Origin of the sequence: Lentibacillus sp., assembly GCF_035301675.1 — a bacterium.
Taxonomy (GTDB): Bacteria; Bacillota; Bacilli; order Bacillales; family Amphibacillaceae; genus Lentibacillus.
This window is the reverse complement of the sequence record NZ_DATGTT010000109.1, coordinates 64,032-82,220: the sequence shown is the minus strand read 5'-3', so window position 1 is coordinate 82,220 and position 18,189 is coordinate 64,032. Positions and strand designations below refer to the sequence as shown.

Genomic DNA, 18,189 nt, shown 5'->3' with positions numbered 1-18,189 from the left:
GCTTCATAAGTATCATTTTCGTGTTGTTGGCTGCATTGACAGCATGCAGCAATAACGAAAACAGTTCAGACAACGAAGGAAATGCAAATAAAGGTCAGCAAAAGCTTGGTAAGAAACAAGTGACATTGGCAACAGATACGTATGTTTCCAATATCGGTGCAACATATGTGGTGAAACAGCTGCTTGAAGAAGTCGGATATAACGTAACGGTTTCTGAAACAGATGTCGGGATAGAATATTCAGGGCTTGCCGACGGCTCATCGGATGCGACGGTCGGAGCATGGTTGCCATATACACATAAAAGTTATTGGGAAGAATATAAAGATGATCTCCATAAGATGAGTATGGTTACGGAAAAGGTGGAGCTTGCACTGACCGTGCCATCTTATATGGAAGATATTAATTCGATAGAAGATTTAGCTAACAATAAAAACAATATTGGTAAAAAATTGGATTGGGAAATTACCGGTATCAGTCCTGGTGCAGGGATGATGGAGGTGACCAAGCAAAGCGTGATACCGTCCTATGGCTTGGATGAAAAATGGACGCTTCAATCGAGCTCAGGTCCGGCAATGGCCTCTGAATTAAAATCTGCCATCGCCAATGAAGAACCAATCGTTGTCACGCTGTGGACACCGCATTGGACATTCAATGAATTTGATTTGAAGATGCTGGAGGATCCAAAGAATGGTTACGGTGACCCGGATAACGTTTATGCCGTCTCCCGAAAAGGGTTTAAAGAAGATTCCCCGCTGGCATACAAGGTAATCGACGCATTTAACTGGACGAAAAAGCAGAACCAGGATGTCATGTTCAGTATTCAGTCGGGTATGTCGAGCGAAGAAGCAGCGAAGAAATTTCTTGAAAACAACCCGGATTTCAAGGGAAAAGTGTTGGAAAGTGCGAAGAGTGAATAACAAGCAGTAATGACCAATAATCGATCCTTAAAATGCTCATAAAAAATCGCTGGTTGTGATATGCTCCTTCTTAAGTAGACAGATGAAACAATAAAAGTCTGTTTGCTTGGGGAGGAGCATTTTCATGTCGAAGAGAATAAACGACGGCATTTGGACGCAGAGTGAGTTATTCGTTGTCGTCTTTTTGGTGATTACTGTTGTTTTTCTATTACCGAATCCGTGGACAATATTGGAATAAATGGAGAATTCTTTTTGATGCGATTGGTTTGGCGTCATTTGCTATTCAAGGGGCTTTAAGTGCCGTGCAGGTCAATGCATCGTTAAGTGCGATACTTGTTGCAGCAACCTTGACTGGATCAGGCGGAGGAATGATAAGGGATGTTCTTGCAGGACGTAAGCCGATGATTTTTTTGCGAGGAAATTTACGCACTTTGGGCGACAGGTGCTCCTGTTAGCCGTAATTGTTACATTAAGGATGTGCTCGGTGCTTTTTAAATGGGGATTACTCCGGCGCCCAATATCCCATATTTGACTTGGAACCTTTTTGTTTTAATTTTAGATGAAAACGGGAAGGTTACTGTATAAATTAATAAAACTAGGAGGCAAACATATGAGAAGAATTATATTATCAGTGGCAATATTCATTCTGGCTTTAACGTTAGCAGCATGCGGCGGCGAAAATAATAATGGTGATACGAGTGCTGATCAGGGAAGCGATGTTACGAATAACGAAGGTCAAGATAACAATGATGTTGATGATCAGGACGATAACAATACGAATGATACGGCAACAGATAATAACAAAACATCTGGTGACATGCAGACAAAAATGGATGAACTTGATTATGTTGATTTTGAGTTATCGGTTGAATATAACGGGGATAAAGAATTCGAAGCAAGCTTGGAAAAAAAACAAAGCAGTGGTGTTGAGGCAGATCTGGAAGATGAATTGAATGGTGTTGATATACACGGTCAAGAAGCGTTTACTAAAATTTATCCAAATGTTAAAAAGCTGACTATCGACCAGCAGACTGGTAAAAGCGATGCCATTAAACAAGCATTGGATGCATTCTCCCTGGAGTCAAATTACAAGGAACTGGAGTTAGAAATCAAATTTAAAGACGGCACGAAAATAGAATTTGAGGATAAAAAGTAATCAGGAGTAACATCATTTATTTCATCTTTTGCATTCAGCAGGCAACTGTAAGTATGCGAGAGTTGATATATTATGCCATTACTGCTATTTTAGATTTAATCAGCCGGCTTTATCACTTATATTCCCGATTTCCCGGCTGTTTTAATGACGTTTTAATAAACTCCGCATGTTTTTGGAAAAACGTTTCCAAGTTATAAAAAACGGGAAAACTTTCTTTATCAAAACGTTTGAGGAGGGTTAATGCATGCAATTATCACCGCGTGAAACGGACAAGCTTATGATTGTCGTCGCAGCAGATCTTGCGAAAAGAAGGAAACAAAGAGGTCTGAAATTAAATCATCCCGAAGCTATGGCGTTAATTACATACGAAGTCATGGAAGGTGCAAGGGATGGTAAAACAGTTGCTGAATTAATGGAATATGGAGCTAAAATATTAACACGAGACGATGTCATGGAAGGGATTCCGGAAATGATTGACGATATTCAAGTGGAAGCTACTTTTCCGGACGGGACCAAATTGGTGACCGTACATCATCCGATTCGTTGATAAAACGAAGGTGCAGGCACACAAGGCAATGAGTGCCGCCGGATGAGACCTGGTTTGATCTCAGGTATTTACTGCCCTAATAATTTTCAGGATGAAAAGAAAGGAGTTTGATTATGATGATTCCAGGTGAGTTTATTTTAAAAGATGACGAGATTGTATGTAATGAAGGCATGTCTGCCTCAAAGGTTAATGTCATAAATATTGGCGACAGGCCCATACAGGTTGGTTCGCATTATCATTTTTATGAAGCGAATAATTCATTGGAATTTAATCGGGATGAAGCCTACGGTAAACGGCTGAATGTTCCGGCGGGAGCGGCAGTACGTTTTGAACCGGGTGATGAAAAAGAAGTGGAATTGATAGACTTTGCCAAAAAGAAGGAAATATATGGTTTCAATAATATGGTGGATGGATCACTGAAAGGTGGGGATCAATAATGAGTTTTAAGATGCCAAGAGACCAGTATGCTCAAATGTATGGCCCTACGACAGGTGACTCTGTTCGTTTGGCGGATACGGATTTATTTATTCAGGTTGAAAAAGATTATACAACATATGGAGAAGAGGTTGTATTTGGCGGCGGCAAGGTCATTCGTGATGGAATGGGTCAGCATCCATTGGTTACACGTGAGGAAGATGAACGTGTCCCGGATACAGTTATTACCAATGCGCTTGTGCTTGATTATACCGGCATTTATAAAGCGGATGTCGGCATTCGTGATGGAAATATTTCCGGAATAGGCAAGGCTGGGAACCCATTGGTGCAGAATAATGTAGATATTGTTATTGGAGCTTCAACTGAAGTAATCTCAGGGGAGGGAAAGATTCTTACTGCCGGTGCTATTGATACTCATGTTCATTTTATCAATCCGGATCAAGTTGATGTTGCACTTACCAATGGGACGACGACATTAATTGGCGGCGGTGCAGGACCTGGAGCCGGATCAAAGGCAACAACGGCAACACCCGGTCCCTGGCATATAAAACGAATGTTATCTGCATTTGAAGGGCTGCCAATTAATGTTGGATTTACAGGGAAAGGTCATGCTGCCGCAGAAGGCCCTTTATCGGAGCAAATTTTGGCCGGTGCACTTGGGTTGAAAATTCACGAAGATTGGGGTGCAACACCTTCTGTCGTCGACCATGCATTACGTGTTGCTGATAAATATGATATCCAAATTACGCTTCATGCGGATACATTAAATGAAAGTGGTTTTTATGAAGATACCATGCGGGCCATCAATGGCAGAGGGATTCACATGTACCATACGGAAGGTGCAGGCGGGGGGCATGCTCCGGATTTAATTAAATCTGCCGGAATGGAGAACGTATTGCCGGCATCCACGAATCCAACCTTGCCATATACGGTGAACACAGTTGATGAGCATCTTGACATGGTTATGGTTGCCCATAATTTGAATCCATCTGTCCCGGAAGACATAGCCTTTGCTGATTCACGAATTCGTTCTGAAACAATTGCGGCAGAGGATGTGTTACAGGATATGGGCGTATTTAGTGTTGCAAGTTCAGATGCGCAAGCAATGGGGCGTGTTGGTGAGGTTGCTCTGAGAACCTGGCAGACCGCAGATAATATGAAAAAACAACGCGGTACAATGAACGGTGACAGCAAATACGCAGATAATAATCGGGCAAAACGTTATGTAGCAAAATACACCATTAACCCGGCTATTGCCCATGGTATATCAGACTATGTCGGTTCTGTTGAAATTGGTAAAGCCGCGGATCTTGTGCTCTGGGATCCTAAATTCTTTGGTGCTAAACCGGAAATGACACTAAAGAACGGTATGGCCGTGAGTGCATTGATGGGGGATCCGAATGCATCCATTCCAACGCCGCAACCGATGATTTATCGCCAAATGTTTGGCTCGGTCGGCAAGGGATTGACCAACAGCTCATTCACTTTCGTGTCACAAGCTTCCTATGATGATAACATCAAGGAAAAATTAGGTCTTGAGAAAATTGTTCTGCCGGTTAATGGCATCCGTCAACTGACGAAAAAAGATATGAAACTTAATTCTGAAACACCGGACATTGATGTTGACCCGCAAACATATGAGGTAAAAATTAATGGTGAACTTATCACCTGTGATCCGGTTGATACGGTACCAATGGGTCAGCGTTATTTCTTGTTTTGAGGTGAATGAAATGATTATCGAGGAAGTTGTAACGAACATAAACGACATTAATCCGGATGAACGAAATAAACGGCATATGGAAAAGGTTCATTTGGAGAGTGCAGATTTAGTGAAACGTATCCAGCGTGTGGAAACAGATCACGGCAGGGAACTTGGAATCCGCCTTAAAAATCCGCGTGATTTAGAATCTGGCGATGTATTGTATATGGATGATCAGAATATCATTGCGGTTGACGTCATGAGTGATGATTTATTAATTATTCAGCCGCGTAATATGTTTGAAATGGGAACGATTGCTCATCAGCTGGGCAATCGTCACCTCCCGGCCCAGTTTGAGGATAATGAAATGCTTGTGCAATATGATTACCTCGTGGAAGAATTATTAGAGGAACTTGACATTCCCTTTAAACGGGAAAACAGAAAGGTTAAACAAGCCTTCCGTCATATAGGACACAGTCATGAATAATAATATGTTATCGTTGTTCCAACTGTGCGATTCCAATTTTCCGAGCGGTGCTTTCAGTCATTCGTTTGGACTGGAAAGCTATATTCAGGCAGATAAAGTGTATAACGGGGAAACATTTGCCGAATGGCTGGAAATTTATTTGATGGAGCAGCTCGTATATGCTGACGGACTTGCCGCGAGAATTGTTTATGATGCATTGAATGATGAAAATCTTGATGTCATCTGGGAAATGGATCGCTTATTGACGGTACAAAATATTGCACGGGAAACACGGGAAGGCACCCAGCAGATGGGAAGGCATATGGTCAAGATTGCGGAATCTATTTTTGGTGCTCCGATGCTTTCATTGTATAGGGATCGCATCAGTCAAAAAGAAGCATTTGGGCATTCGGCAATTGTGTTTACAATGGCCGGGCATTATTTGAATGTCTCAAAACAAACAACCATTTTGTATTACTTATATTCAACCATTGCTAATCTTGTACAAAATGCTGTACGGGCTATTCCATTAGGTCAAACTGCCGGACAAAAAATCATTTATTCTTTTCAGCCAAAGCTGCAAGCCGCAGTCAACAAGATTGAACAATTAGAGGAACTCGATTTCGGGGCAATTTCACCTGGAATTGAGTTATCGCAAATGCAACATGAGCGGGTTAATGTGAGAATCTTTATGTCCTAGATAAGCCGTCCCCGGAAAGCGATGTGTATTCGGACTGCGGGGCAGATAGCAACAACGAATACGAAAACAACCTAAAATAATCCTTAAAGGATGTGAATTATAAATGGAACCAATCAAGATAGGAATCGGTGGACCTGTAGGAGCAGGTAAAACAGAATTGGCGGAAAAAATAACCCGGGAACTGAACGATGAAATCAGTATGGGGGTTATTACCAATGATATCTATACAAAAGAAGACGCTAAAATACTAAACGAAAATGGAATTTTATCAGAGAGCAGGATTATTGGTGTTGAAACAGGCGGATGCCCGCACACAGCGATTCGTGAAGATGTGTCGATGAATTCTGAAGCGGTAGAAGAATTACAAGAAAAGCATCCGGATGTTGAGCTTATTTTTATTGAGAGCGGCGGTGATAATTTAGCTGCTACATTTAGTCCGGAGCTGGTCGATTTTTCGATTTATATTATTGACGTCGCCCAGGGAGAAAAAATCCCGCGAAAAGGCGGACAAGGGATGATTAAATCTGATTTATTTGTTATCAATAAGACCGATTTGGCTCCATATGTCGGCGCCAAGCTTGATGTAATGGAATCTGATACAAAAGTGTTCCGCGGAAATAAACCATATGTGTTTACTAATTTAAAAGATAATACGGGTCTAGATGAAGTGGTCGATTGGATTAAGCATAATGCATTGTTAAGAGGTTTGGAACAGGATGCCTGATTGGACAGGAATTCTTGAACTTGATGCAGAAAGGCGTCAAGGGAAAACAGTCACGAAAAATCTGTACTTTCAGGGTGCTTTTAAAATCATGCGTCCCGTTTACCATAATCGATCCAACCACCCGAGTTACTATGTTCTGAACCCGGGTGGCGGATATTTAGATGGCGACACATACCGAATGAAAGTAACACTTGGTGAAAAGGCCCAACTTACTTTAACGACACAATCGGCCACAAAAATATATAAAACACCGAAGACACATGCATACCAGGAGGCTGAATTTTATCTGGAAGAAGATAGTTACCTGGAGTATCTTCCTGATCCATTAATTGCATACAAAGATGCACGATACCTGCAAAGGAACATTGTTCACCTGGCAAAAGGAGCAACATTTCTTTACTCAGATGTGCTTACACCCGGATGGTCACCGGACAGAGAAGATTTCAGTTATGATTCTCTGCGCCTTATCAATGAGTTTTATATGGAGGGTGAGCTTATTTCTTACGACCATATTAAACTTAATCCGGGGGAACAGCATATGAGAGGAATAGGTTTCATGGAAGGGTACACACACTTAGGATCATTTATTGTCATAAGTGATAAGGTTGAGACCGGACTGATTGATCAAATATATGAAATGATTCAACAGGAATCAGAAGATGTTAAGGTCGGAATCTCAGAGCTTGCTGTTTCAGGTTTTACCATTCGGGTATTGGCTAATTCAACACAGGTAATTGAGCGAATTATTACAAAGAGTCACCATATAATAAGTCAGGAATGGTTTCAAGCCAAGCCGAGCTCATTAAGGAAATATTAACGCTTAAGCCCGACAACGCCTGTATTGTCGGGCATTGTTATTTCTGTTATGATTTAAAATGACAATGGGACTGGGAGAAATCGCATATGAAAAAAATAGTAAGTATAATGATCATAACTGTCATTGGTTTGTTAAGTGCCTGCACGGAAGAAGGGACATCCGGGCAGGAAAAAACCGGCCAAAAAAAGGATAGTCTGGTACTTGCCATCGGCGGAGAACCAGAGGACGGATTTGATCCGACGACAGGGTGGGGGCGTTACGGCTCACCGCTTTTCCAAAGCACCTTATTAAAATATGATCAGGATTTTAATATCAAACATGATCTGGCTGAAAACTATGAAGTAAGTGAGGATGGTCTGACGTGGACAGTAGAGGTTCGAAGTGATGCTAAATTTTCTGATGGTGAGCCTTTAACTGCCAAAGATGTCGTTTTTACATATGAGACGGCAAAAAATAGCGGTTCTGTAATAGACCTTAGTAATCTGGAAAGTGTTAAGGCAACTGGTGAATATACCGTTCAATTTACATTAAAAGAGCCTCAATCTACCTTTATCGATTTGCTGGTCTCAACCGGAATTGTTCCGGAACATGCTTATGACGAGAATTATAATGAAAATCCGATTGGTTCCGGACCATTTCAGCTGGAGCAGTGGGACAAGGGTCAGCAAGTGATTGTCACAGCAAATCCGTATTACTATGGAGAAAAACCAGACTTCAAGAAGTTGACGTTTTTATTCCTCTCAGAAGATGCCGCATTTGCAGCAGCAAAAGCAGGTGAAGTTGACATAGCCTCAGTGCCGCCATCATTTGCAGAAGAAGATATACAAGGAATGGATCTTGTTGAATTGGAAAGTGTGGACAATCGGGGCATCATGTTTCCATTTGTACCGGAAGGAGATAAAACGGGGGAAGGGTTTCCGATTGGTAATGATGTAACTGCAGATAAAACGATCCGTAAAGCGATCAATATTGCTGTCGATCGTCAAGCTTTAGTTGATGGGGTCTTGCAGGGATTCGGCACACCTGCATACTCGGTTGCAGACAAGCTGCCATGGTGGAATCCGGACACTGTGTTTGAGGATGGCAGAATGGAAGAAGCGAAGAACATGCTCAAGGATGCTGGATGGAGAGTAAAGGATAATGGTGTACGGGAGAAAGATGGACTTACAGCGGAGTTTACGCTGCTTTATCCGGCTGGTGATCAAATCCGTCAATCTTTATCCATCGCTTTTGCGGATATGATGGAGCCGCTCGGTATCAAAGTAGAAACGAAAGGGAAAAGCTGGAATGAATTAGACAGGTTAATGTATTCCCACCCCGTAATGATGGGATGGGGAAGCTATAACCCACTGGAAATGTATAATTTATACAGCAGTGAAACAAGAGGGATTGGTTATTACAATGTCAATTATTATTCGAACCCTGTTGTAGACAAATATATGAATCAGGCACTGAGAGCAACATCTCAGGAAGAAGCAAACAGTTATTGGCAAAAGGCACAATGGGACGGAGAAACAGGTTTTTCTGCAAAAGGTGACGCACCATGGGCATGGCTTGTTAATCTCGGCCACTTGTATTTTATAAATGAAGACCTTGAGATCGGTGATCAGAAAATCCAGCCGCATGGTCATGGCTGGCCGATAACGGATTCTATCCAACAATGGCGTTGGAAAGAACAGGAACAGAAAGAGGGGTAGATGTTGCAGGTTAAACGAACAGCTTTTTATTTTTTTGGAAAATGTATGAAGCTTGCAGTATTACTAATTGCTGTCAGCATTCTATCCTTTATTCTAGTAAGCAATTCACCAATTGATCCAGTGCAGTCTTATATTGGAGCAGAAATGACAAGGGTTAGTCCAGAGCAACGGGAAAATATTGCTGAATATTGGGGATTGAATGAACCGGCTATTCAGCAATTCTTCCATTGGGGAAAGAATCTGTTGCAGGGGGATATGGGCACATCCCTCATTTATCGCAATCCGGTTGCCGGAGTGATTGCCGAACGTTTTATCGCATCACTTGCATTAATGAGTGTGGCCTGGGTACTCTCAGGCCTTTTTGGTTTTACGCTTGGAATTATTGCCGGAATGAAAGAGGGGACATGGGTTGATAAGCTGATTAAGGGCTACTGTTTTACCCTTGCATCTACGCCAGCATTCTGGTTGGGGCTATTATTATTAATGTTATTTTCAGTATGGCTCGGCTGGCTCCCGATTGGACTCGGGACCCCGGCTGGAATTTTAGCGGAGGAAGTTACATTTATCGAGCGCTTAAGGCATTTGATTTTGCCTGCAGTGACCTTAAGCATTGTGGGAGTAGCTAATGTTGCACTGCATACAAGGCAAAAGCTTGTTGATGTGATGAATAGTGAGTATGTCCGTTTTGCCAAAGCGAAAGGTGAACACGGGGTTAAACTGCTCTGGCGTCATGGATTGCGCAATATCTCCCTCCCTGCCATCTCTGTACATTTTGCTTCATTTGGTGAACTGTTTGGTGGGGCGGTTCTGGCTGAACAGGTATTTTCCTATCCTGGACTTGGACAGGCTGTTGTCGAAGCGGGACTTGGAGGAGATGTGCCGTTATTACTCGGGATTGTTTTGTGCAGTACAGTGTTTGTGTTTATCGGCAATTTAGCAGCGGATATTTTATATAGAGCGGTTGATCCTCGCATTCGCAGAGGTGAAGTATGATGGGGCGCCAAATGCTGAAAGTGAGTTTGAGGCAGCGGACCATTGCGGCTATTATAATTTCTTTTCTGCTTCTCCTGGGGATGGTTCTTTCCGGTTTATGGATTGGGGATGAAAAACTGGGGATCAGTCCGGAGGCAATGAATGAAGGGCCCTCGCTCAGCCATTTGTTCGGAACGGATTGGCTGGGAAGGGACATGTTAGCCCGGACGTTTAAGGGCTTAACATTGAGCTTTGGAGTCGGTATACTTGCTGCGTTTTCGAGTACCATGATTGCCCTTATATTCAGTCTCTTGGCGTCATGGAATGAAACAATCGACCGGATCGTAACCGGGTTGATTGATCTGTTTCTCAGTGTACCGCATATTGTCCTGCTGCTATTGATTTCTTTTGCAATGGGCGGCGGATTTAAAGGTGTCGTAATCGGACTTGCCCTCACACACTGGCCAAGTTTGACGCGCGTGCTTCGGGCCGAAATGCTTCAGGTGAAGACAGCTGAATATGTTGGTGTGTCGCGAAAACTGGGAAAGTCACGTCTGTGGATTGCCAGACATCATATACTGCCGCATCTTTTGCCACAGCTTTTTATCGGATTTATCCTGTTATTTCCACATGCCATCCTGCATGAAGCGGCCATTACGTTTCTAGGTTTCGGTTTGCCTTCAGAGCAGCCTGCGATCGGTATTATTTTATCAGAATCAATGCGTTACTTATCTATTGGCATGTGGTGGCTGGCCGTTTTCCCGGGTCTGTCATTACTCTTGATGGTTGCCCTTTTTGATATGCTTGGACAGAGCTTGCGCAAATGGATTGATCCTTTTCATGGACAGAAAGGAGTGTAAGATCATTGACTTTAACGAATATAGAAAAAGGAAACCCCCCCCTCTTGGAAGTGGAAGATTTTGCACTCTCCTTTCGTGTGTATAAAAGAGGATTGCGTGAGCAGAGTATGCAGGTCATTCGCAAATTAAATATGACGATCCATGAAGGGGAAGTTGTTGCAGTGATCGGAGCAAGCGGGTCCGGTAAGAGCTTGCTTGCAGACGCCATACTAGGGATCCTTCCTGAAAATACTCTATGTGCTGGAAAGTTATACTATAAAGGTGAAGTTTTAAGTGGTGATAGACAGAAGCAACTCCGGGGCAAGGAGATTTCCCTGATCCCGCAATCAGTCAGTGCACTGAATCCGTTGATGAAAACAGGAAAACAGGTACAAACAGCTGTCCAGTATGGTGACAGCAAAACCCTTCAACGAGCTATTTTTCAAAAGATAAGTTTACCGGAAGAAGCAGACAATCACTATCCATTTGAACTGTCCGGTGGTATGGCAAGAAGGGTTCTGACAGCAACAGCAATTATCGGCGACCCTGATTTAATTATTGCCGATGAGCCAACACCAGGACTGGATCCGACATCACTCCAGGAAGTGACCGGATATATCAGAGAGCTGGCGGATGACGGAAAAGGCGTCATGTTTATTACCCATGATATAGAAACGGCATTAAAAGCGGCAGACAGGGTTGTCATCATGAATGAGGGTAAAACTATTGAGACGGCTATTGCAGAGGATTTTACCGGCAAAGGGGAAGGCTTAAGGAAAAGCTATACGAAAGCATTATGGAATGCATTGCCACAAAATGAATTTGTACCGATAAATGAATCAAGTCATAAGGAGGTAATAAAGGATCATCGCAAGCTTAAAGTGAATGGACTGAAATACCGATATTCGGACGCTCCTTATCTTTTTAAAAACCTGAATCTTTACGTAAGTCCTGGTGAAGTTGTCGGTTTGTTTGGCTATAGCGGTGCGGGGAAAACAACGTTGGCACAAATCATTGCGGGATACTTGAAGCCTGATGCCGGAACAGTGGAGATCGATGGCAATACAGTTTCCCATTCAGATGCTCATCCAGTTCAATTAATCTGGCAGCACCCGGAAAAAGCAGTCAATCCGAGGTGGCGGATGAGGCAGATACTATCTGAAGGTGGTCCATTGGATCGTGAATTGCTAAACGATTTGGGGATTAAAAATGAGTGGTTAGATCGATATCCAAGTGAACTTTCTGGTGGTGAACTGCAACGGTTTTGCCTCGCACGTGCACTTGGTTCGAAAACAAAATATTTGATAGCTGATGAAATGACGACTATGCTTGATGCAATTACACAAGCGCAAATATGGCATGCTGTTTTGCAATTGGTTAAACAACGTAATATTGGTATACTTGCAATCAGTCACGATCAGCACTTGCTGCAGCGTGTAAGTGACCGTATGATAAATTTTGATGAATTTGCTAGGAGTTATGAATGTTAGTGCATAGTAAATGATGATTTGGGGTAAAGCAATAAGTAAAACAGACTTGTGAGGTGTTTATTTTGGTTGATAGTTTTGATGTGAAAAAAGTTTATGAAAAACGGATGCATGAACGTCAGCGTTTTAGTTTTTCATTGAATGGCAAAGAGTTCAAGGGGAATTTTCATAACAATGAAATTCAGTGGTTAAATCCACATCCCAAACAAGATGTTGATGCAAATCACCTTGAGTGGATTGAGGGAGAGATTCACCGACTATTAGGTGAGGATGAAGGATTGGAAGAAGTGGGTGATATGGAGGTAAAACCATTCCTTGAAAATCAATCACATGAAGCACATCAATTCAAGTTAAGAATTGAGGATGAAGAATTTAAAGGTATTATCCGTGATGGCTCTTTAGAATGGTTCCATCCAAAACCAAGACGTAAAGTAAATAACGATAAAGTGGAAAAGGTAGAAAAGAAATTACATGATAAAGTAAAGGAACAGAAGAAAGATTGATTTAAAGAGGTTGTTCAAAAAGTCCAGTAAAAATGGCACTTCGAATTTCTTCGTTGGCTTGTTTTTCCGCTACTCGCGTATTTAATTAAAGAAAGCGATGAGCATGTATCTTTTAATATTGAGGTACACGCTCATTATTTTTTGTGACTCACCAGCCCTTGTTACACAGTATAACGTTTTCGCTGATAGGTGGAAAATATGACGCCTCCCACTATAAGCAGAGAACCTGCTATTTCCGCGCTCGTAATTGGCTTGTAAAGTAAAATTAACCCTGTAATCATGGCCACAAAAGGTTCTAAATTGGATAATATGGAAGCCTTGGAAGCATCAACTTGTTTAATATTCGTATTCCAAATTAGAGTAGCTATACCATGAACTGTAATGGCAGTTCCGATGAGTAAAGCCCAATCAAAAACAGTAACGCCCATTCGTAATGGGTTGTCCAATACAAAGACAAACGGAATCGATACAATAAATCCTACGATATTGGAATAAAGGGTAATGGTAAGTGGATCCATTCGCTGGGAAAGCATTCTCGTCATTATGATCATGATGGCGAATGTTATCATTGTTACAACAATCCATAAAAGTCCTTTGTTTATATATAAAGCGGAAAGGCTGCCGTTTGTTACAACGAGAAAAATCCCTGTAATCGCGAAAACTGATCCCAACAGCATACGAATCGTTAATTTCTCTTTCAGGAAAGCGGCAGCCAGAAAGCCGGTTAGAATCGGGGCTGTTGCCAGGATCAGGGCAGAAGTTGTTGGATCCGCTGTCTCCAATCCCACAAAAAAAGACCATTGATTGATAAATACACCAATAATCCCCAAAGCGAAAATCGCCAGCCACTCTGTTTTATTCAAACGTTTTACATGTCTTTTGTAGGACGATAACCCCACTAATAATAATACAATAAAGAAAAGCCTCAGTGATGTTAACAACGTTGGGGAGAAATCTTGAACCAACATTTTACCAAACACAAAATTACTTCCCCATACGATTACACAAAAAGTCAGCCAAGAATAAGCTTTTAACATTTTATAATACAGTCTCCTAATTCTAAAATAACAACTTTTATATTTTAAGCTTTTAAGCATATTCTGTATACCTTTTTGCACAGAAAGTTATGTTTACATATTTGGAGGATCGATTCGAAACGGCGAAATAATTGTGGAAACGAAACCTTCCGAAACGACGATGACTATTTCTTTACTGTTATAATTATCGGCAACCAAGTATTATGTCCAATCAAAGTAGGGTGGCATGATGTCAGTTTTCGCCCTTAAACCTTAATAATGATTTGCAGCTCTGATCCCAAAAGCCGCTTTAAAAGTGTCTTTTGGGATCAGACTTTTTTAACTATTTTAAGAAATCATCCTTTGGTATAATTGCAGTATCATCAATAAGTCTGTTCGTATATTAATAACAAAGCAAATTTGTACATAAAGGGGAGGGGCATATGGCACAAAAAATTGCTGTCGTTATACTTCACGGTGCTGGAACACCAAAAGAAGATTTTGCGGAAGATATGATCAAAAAAATTTCTGAAGGCTTCGGTAAAAAGCTTAAAAAAGAAAATCTGGTATTCGAATCGGTGTTTTGGTCTTCGATATTTGAAAATGAAGAGAGTAAATTATGGGAAAGGGTACAGCAAGGAACAGAGTTGGACTATCATTTGCTGCGACGCTTTGTCGTTGAGTTTCTTGCCGATGCTGTAGCGTATCAGCCATCATCGGGAGCTAACGATAATTATGACCAAGTCCATTCCCTGCTAGCTCAGTGTTTGAACAGCATTCAGTCAAAAGCTGGGTCAAGTGCTCCTTTATGTGTGATTAGTCATAGCCTGGGCTCTGTAGTAGCCAGTAATTATTTTTATGATTTACAGGTGAAGCAAGAGAATATCGGAAAAAGCACAAAGCGATACTCCGGTCATACTCCTTTAGAAAAAGGAGAAACCCTTTCCTTATTTTACAGTATGGGAAGCCCGCTGGCATTGTGGTCTCTCCGATTTAACGATTTTGGTATCCCTATCAGCGTTCCGTCCCCTTCTATACAAAAATATTACCCGAATATTGATGGTAAGTGGCTGAACTTTTATGATAAAGATGATATTCTCGCGTATCCTTTAAAAGGATTAAATCATCACTACCAAAAGGCTGTAACAAAAGATGTCGAAGTGAACGTTGGAGGGTTGTTGACGAATTGGAACCCCTTTTCCCATATTAAATACGATATCGATCATTCTGTTATCGATTGTATTGTTGATGGTTTGGTCAGAACGTGGCACCAAGTTAATCGAATTCCGTTTAGCTGAGGCTTAACATTATGAAGCAAATAGATATAAACACTAAATAAACGAAGGGCTGTCTTTTAAGGACAGCCCTTCGTTTTAACTATTAATCAAATGATTTAGCACCTATATAACGATTTTCCCAGTAGTCGATGTTAAGGTCAGTAACTTCAACACCAGTAGCTTCAGTACCCGCATGGATCATTTTGTCGTTTCCTATATAAACACCACTGTGTGATGGTCCACTGGTATATGTTTCTTCAAAGAATACAACGTCACCGACACTAGGCGAATCTACTTTTTCGCCATCCGATGCCCACATCTGAGCATGGGTTCTGCTCAAATCGGTGCCATTCTGTTCAAACACATAGTTAATGAACCCGCTGCTGTCGAATCCTTCGCTTGGAGTTTCTCCACCAGATGTATAAGATTCTCCTACTAAGCTCTGTGCAGTAGCAACAAAGTCAGAATCTGAAGCAGCGTCACCCGAAGTTGAACTTAAAGTCATGGTTTCAGTTTGTGTTTCGGTTTCAACTTCTGGTTCAGTTGCAGATGAGGATAGGGCTTCTTTAGTCTTAGGTCCTGCTATTCCATCTACTGCCAATCCATGGTCGGACTGAAAATCTTCTACGGCTTCTTTCGTGATAGATCCGTAGATTCCATCAAGATTATATGTATAATAATCTTGAGAAGCAAGTTCGGATTGCACCGATTTGACTGCTCCACCGCGATCTCCATTATTTAATAATGTGCTTTCTGATGCCTCAATGGAAGAACCAGTACCTGAAGAATTGACGTTTGCCTTGGCTGAGACATTCTCACTTAATCCAGGTGTGAATGCCAAAGTTGTGATTATTGCGGTGGAAACGATATACGTTTTGATTGGATGTTTTGGTTTAATCATTCGAATTCCCCCAACTTAAAATTGTTAGCTTGAAGCAGTGTGTCATAGGATTTGTCTCCAGATAATCTACACAACTTCAAACTAACACCCATTCTATCAGTTAATTGATCTAAACAGGTTTCATCCATTTTAAGATCTAATTATGGTTGCTTTACATGTAATCTATCCTTTGTAAACAAACATTGGAGGAAATAAAGTGAAAGTCCCCCTTAGCAATGGTAACAGCTGAACAAAAGAGCAGATAGTCATTTAATAAGCTTTCTCGCTTGGTTTATATGCGATGTCGGAAGAGTCATCACTAAGTTCATCATTATTTTCCAGTTTGCCATCACGAATTTCAACGACCCGGTCACATACATCCAGAACACGTTCATCATGAGTGACCATGATACCCGCCTTTTCGCGGTTTTTGATTTCATCAGCAAGCATTTCGACAACCTCCCGCCCTCGTTTGGAGTCCAGGCTCGCGGTTGGTTCATCTGCAAGTATAAGTTTCGGATCATTTATTAGTGCTCGGGCAATGGCTACACGCTGGCGCTCCCCGCCGGAAAGTTCACTTGGATAATTAGTTGTCCGGTGGTCCAGGCCAAAATGCTTCAATAATTCGCTGCTTCTGGATTGTCCCTTGTTTTTTGCGATAACATTGATAACCTGAAGCTGATCTTTTACCTTTAGATAGGGTATAAGATTAGCTGCCTGAAAGACAAAGCCAATCTTCTCGAGTCTTTGCCTGGTTATCTTTTTGGCTGATAGTTCTGCGACATTTTCCCCGTCAAGTAAAACTTTCCCGCTTGTCGGTGCTAACAGTGCTCCGGCAATCGACAACATAGTGCTTTTCCCGGAACCGGACGGACCGATTATCGCAATGAATTCGCCCGGTTTCACTTCCAGCGATGCCTGATCCACCGCTTTAAATTCTTTAGGACCATCCTTATACACCTTTGATACATTCTCCATTACCAGTGTCATTTTCCTGCCCCCTCTATGGCTTCAATCGGGTCTACTTTTACAATTTGAAAAAGCGAAATGAGCGAACCAACAATAGATACAATTAAAATCAAAATAGAAGTCTGCAGCATTTCGCCGGCTGTCAGCAGAAACGGCATGTCTTCAGGCAGCAGCGCGGCGGTTGCCATAGTCAGTCCACCTGCAATGGCCGTACACAGGAAGGTGATAAGCACTACCTGACCGACTGCATTTTTCATAAGGTATGATGTTTTTGCACCAAGTGCTTTTAACACGCCAAACTGGTCTCGTTTCTGCAATGTGATCACATAGAAAAAGGCTGCAAGTACAAATGCCGCGATGACAAACATAAAGATGATCATCAAGTTCAATGATGCCTGTTCCTGAGAATAGCTCGGAATCCCCTGCAGTGCCTTCTCCGTGGTCACCACGTCATAGGCGCCGTCTAATTCATGTTTGATTTTATCGATATTCGCTTCATCTGCTTTCAGGGCGATGACATTTACTTTTCTTGATTCACCACCATCGGCATATACGACCGGTGTATGGCTATAGCGCTGATTGTCGGTAAAACCCGTAACCGTATAGGCACTGTCTTCACCAAATTCAAGTGTATCACCAATTTTCACTCCCTCTCTTTTCAGGGAAGCATCGACTATGATGTCATGGTCACGTTTAACTGTCTCACCTTCATTGACAGAAGGTATCAGCATTCCATCCGCTTCGGTAACAAAAAAGGCTATATCCTTACTCTGTTCCGTACCATTTACAGATGCATTCATCATTCTGATCGACAGTGGGGCGACGTCGTCCACGCCATCTATTTCGGTCGCCTCATGCTTTACGTCCGTCGGGATAGAGGACTTTGTCATATCCAGTTCTGCGTCTGAATCAATCACGACGTAATCTGCCTGTAAATTCTGTATGGCTGATGCATTATCTGCTGAGAGGCCTTGAGCTAATCCCGATATGATAAAGATCAGCAAAGCTATCAGCACCATAATAAGACTGATTAATACGTATCGGAACTTCGCATAAATGAGTTCCCGTATTGCAAGAAACATTCTGAT

General features: G+C 41.9%; 20 protein-coding genes. 16 read left to right on the top strand and 4 right to left on the bottom strand.

Annotation, left to right across the window (positions count from 1 at the left end; genetic code table 11):
• From VK097_RS15210 to VK097_RS15140, 15 genes are all read left to right on the top strand, one after another.
• On the top strand, positions 1–917 hold a 917-nt coding region (locus VK097_RS15210; protein ID WP_324212649.1), incomplete at its 5' end, for a glycine betaine ABC transporter substrate-binding protein.
• Between the two features lie 302 nt (positions 918–1,219).
• Positions 1,220–1,372: a TRIC cation channel family protein gene (locus VK097_RS15205; protein WP_324212654.1), complete on the top strand. Its 153-nt coding sequence runs from the start codon at positions 1,220–1,222 to the stop codon at positions 1,370–1,372.
• 155 nt (positions 1,373–1,527) lie between these two features.
• Positions 1,528–2,073, top strand: coding sequence for a YusW family protein (locus VK097_RS15200; RefSeq protein ID WP_324212648.1), 546 nt, complete (start codon positions 1,528–1,530; stop codon positions 2,071–2,073).
• A 244-nt stretch (positions 2,074–2,317) separates the two neighbouring features.
• Positions 2,318–2,620: an urease subunit gamma gene (locus tag VK097_RS15195; RefSeq protein WP_324212647.1), complete on the top strand. Its 303-nt coding sequence runs from the start codon at positions 2,318–2,320 to the stop codon at positions 2,618–2,620.
• 116 nt (positions 2,621–2,736) lie between these two features.
• A complete protein-coding gene (gene ureB / locus VK097_RS15190) occupies positions 2,737–3,057 on the top strand; it encodes an urease subunit beta (protein WP_324212653.1) in 321 nt (106 codons plus the stop codon).
• A complete protein-coding gene (gene ureC / locus VK097_RS15185) occupies positions 3,057–4,775 on the top strand; it encodes an urease subunit alpha (RefSeq protein WP_324212646.1) in 1,719 nt (572 codons plus the stop codon). The genes ureB and ureC overlap by 1 nt, the downstream gene beginning before the upstream one ends.
• A 10-nt stretch (positions 4,776–4,785) precedes the next feature.
• Positions 4,786–5,241: an urease accessory protein UreE gene (ureE, locus tag VK097_RS15180; RefSeq protein ID WP_324212645.1), complete on the top strand. Its 456-nt coding sequence runs from the start codon at positions 4,786–4,788 to the stop codon at positions 5,239–5,241.
• Entirely contained in the window at positions 5,234–5,920 is a 687-nt protein-coding gene (locus VK097_RS15175) for an urease accessory protein UreF (protein ID WP_324212644.1), read from the top strand. Before ureE ends, VK097_RS15175 begins: the two co-directional genes overlap by 8 nt.
• A 103-nt stretch (positions 5,921–6,023) precedes the next feature.
• Entirely contained in the window at positions 6,024–6,644 is a 621-nt protein-coding gene (gene ureG, locus VK097_RS15170; RefSeq protein ID WP_324212643.1) for an urease accessory protein UreG, read from the top strand.
• Positions 6,637–7,461, top strand: a complete 825-nt coding sequence (locus tag VK097_RS15165) for an urease accessory protein UreD (RefSeq protein ID WP_324212642.1) — start codon at positions 6,637–6,639, stop codon at positions 7,459–7,461. The genes ureG and VK097_RS15165 overlap by 8 nt, the downstream gene beginning before the upstream one ends.
• A gap of 86 nt (positions 7,462–7,547) precedes the next feature.
• Positions 7,548–9,158, top strand: coding sequence for an ABC transporter substrate-binding protein (locus VK097_RS15160; RefSeq protein WP_324212641.1), 1,611 nt, complete (start codon positions 7,548–7,550; stop codon positions 9,156–9,158).
• 45 nt (positions 9,159–9,203) lie between these two features.
• On the top strand, positions 9,204–10,151 hold the full coding sequence (locus VK097_RS15155; RefSeq protein ID WP_324212652.1) for an ABC transporter permease: 948 nt from the start codon (positions 9,204–9,206) through the stop codon (positions 10,149–10,151).
• Positions 10,152–10,162: 11 nt separating this feature from the next.
• Positions 10,163–10,990, top strand: a complete 828-nt coding sequence (locus tag VK097_RS15150; RefSeq protein ID WP_324212640.1) for an ABC transporter permease — start codon at positions 10,163–10,165, stop codon at positions 10,988–10,990.
• A gap of 5 nt (positions 10,991–10,995) precedes the next feature.
• Positions 10,996–12,459: an ABC transporter ATP-binding protein gene (locus tag VK097_RS15145; RefSeq protein ID WP_324212639.1), complete on the top strand. Its 1,464-nt coding sequence runs from the start codon at positions 10,996–10,998 to the stop codon at positions 12,457–12,459.
• A gap of 62 nt (positions 12,460–12,521) precedes the next feature.
• Complete coding sequence (locus tag VK097_RS15140) at positions 12,522–12,959, top strand: HicA family toxin-antitoxin system (RefSeq protein ID WP_324212638.1); 438 nt, start codon at positions 12,522–12,524, stop codon at positions 12,957–12,959.
• A gap of 161 nt (positions 12,960–13,120) precedes the next feature.
• Here VK097_RS15140 and VK097_RS15135 read toward each other — a convergent pair whose 3' ends face one another.
• Positions 13,121–13,996: a DMT family transporter gene (locus VK097_RS15135; RefSeq protein WP_324212637.1), complete on the bottom strand. Its 876-nt coding sequence runs from the start codon at positions 13,994–13,996 to the stop codon at positions 13,121–13,123.
• A gap of 422 nt (positions 13,997–14,418) precedes the next feature.
• On the opposite strand from VK097_RS15135, the gene VK097_RS15130 reads away from it, so the two are divergent.
• On the top strand, positions 14,419–15,273 hold the full coding sequence (locus VK097_RS15130; RefSeq protein WP_324212636.1) for a chemotaxis protein: 855 nt from the start codon (positions 14,419–14,421) through the stop codon (positions 15,271–15,273).
• An 82-nt stretch (positions 15,274–15,355) separates the two neighbouring features.
• Here VK097_RS15130 and VK097_RS15125 read toward each other — a convergent pair whose 3' ends face one another.
• The 3 genes from VK097_RS15125 to VK097_RS15115 all read right to left on the bottom strand — a co-directional run bounded on the left by VK097_RS15125 (position 15,356) and on the right by VK097_RS15115 (position 18,183).
• A complete protein-coding gene (locus VK097_RS15125) occupies positions 15,356–16,153 on the bottom strand; it encodes a C40 family peptidase (RefSeq protein WP_324212635.1) in 798 nt (265 codons plus the stop codon).
• A gap of 249 nt (positions 16,154–16,402) precedes the next feature.
• The gene (locus tag VK097_RS15120; protein WP_324212634.1) at positions 16,403–17,122 is read right to left on the bottom strand and encodes an ABC transporter ATP-binding protein; all 720 of its coding nucleotides are present in this window, start codon (positions 17,120–17,122) and stop codon (positions 16,403–16,405) included.
• Positions 17,119–18,183: an ABC transporter permease gene (locus VK097_RS15115; RefSeq protein WP_324212633.1), complete on the bottom strand. Its 1,065-nt coding sequence runs from the start codon at positions 18,181–18,183 to the stop codon at positions 17,119–17,121. Before VK097_RS15115 ends, VK097_RS15120 begins: the two co-directional genes overlap by 4 nt.
• Positions 18,184–18,189 lie beyond the last annotated feature (6 nt).

What these genes read in the sequence shown, in the direction of transcription:
- VK097_RS15200 (WP_324212648.1), top strand. Translation starts at nt 1,528, where the DNA reads ATGAGAAGAATTATATTATCAGTGGCAATATTCATTCTGGCTTTAACG.
- VK097_RS15195 (WP_324212647.1), top strand. Translation starts at nt 2,318, where the DNA reads ATGCAATTATCACCGCGTGAAACGGACAAGCTTATGATTGTCGTCGCA.
- ureB (WP_324212653.1), top strand. Translation starts at nt 2,737, where the DNA reads ATGATTCCAGGTGAGTTTATTTTAAAAGATGACGAGATTGTATGTAAT.
- ureC (WP_324212646.1), top strand. Translation starts at nt 3,057, where the DNA reads ATGAGTTTTAAGATGCCAAGAGACCAGTATGCTCAAATGTATGGCCCT.
- ureE (WP_324212645.1), top strand. Translation starts at nt 4,786, where the DNA reads ATGATTATCGAGGAAGTTGTAACGAACATAAACGACATTAATCCGGAT.
- VK097_RS15175 (WP_324212644.1), top strand. Translation starts at nt 5,234, where the DNA reads ATGAATAATAATATGTTATCGTTGTTCCAACTGTGCGATTCCAATTTT.
- ureG (WP_324212643.1), top strand. Translation starts at nt 6,024, where the DNA reads ATGGAACCAATCAAGATAGGAATCGGTGGACCTGTAGGAGCAGGTAAA.
- VK097_RS15165 (WP_324212642.1), top strand. Translation starts at nt 6,637, where the DNA reads ATGCCTGATTGGACAGGAATTCTTGAACTTGATGCAGAAAGGCGTCAA.
- VK097_RS15160 (WP_324212641.1), top strand. Translation starts at nt 7,548, where the DNA reads ATGAAAAAAATAGTAAGTATAATGATCATAACTGTCATTGGTTTGTTA.
- VK097_RS15155 (WP_324212652.1), top strand. Translation starts at nt 9,204, where the DNA reads ATGAAGCTTGCAGTATTACTAATTGCTGTCAGCATTCTATCCTTTATT.
- VK097_RS15150 (WP_324212640.1), top strand. Translation starts at nt 10,163, where the DNA reads ATGCTGAAAGTGAGTTTGAGGCAGCGGACCATTGCGGCTATTATAATT.
- VK097_RS15135 (WP_324212637.1), bottom strand. Translation starts at nt 13,996, where the DNA reads ATGTTAAAAGCTTATTCTTGGCTGACTTTTTGTGTAATCGTATGGGGA.
- VK097_RS15130 (WP_324212636.1), top strand. Translation starts at nt 14,419, where the DNA reads ATGGCACAAAAAATTGCTGTCGTTATACTTCACGGTGCTGGAACACCA.
- VK097_RS15125 (WP_324212635.1), bottom strand. Translation starts at nt 16,153, where the DNA reads ATGATTAAACCAAAACATCCAATCAAAACGTATATCGTTTCCACCGCA.
- VK097_RS15120 (WP_324212634.1), bottom strand. Translation starts at nt 17,122, where the DNA reads ATGACACTGGTAATGGAGAATGTATCAAAGGTGTATAAGGATGGTCCT.
- VK097_RS15115 (WP_324212633.1), bottom strand. Translation starts at nt 18,183, where the DNA reads ATGTTTCTTGCAATACGGGAACTCATTTATGCGAAGTTCCGATACGTA.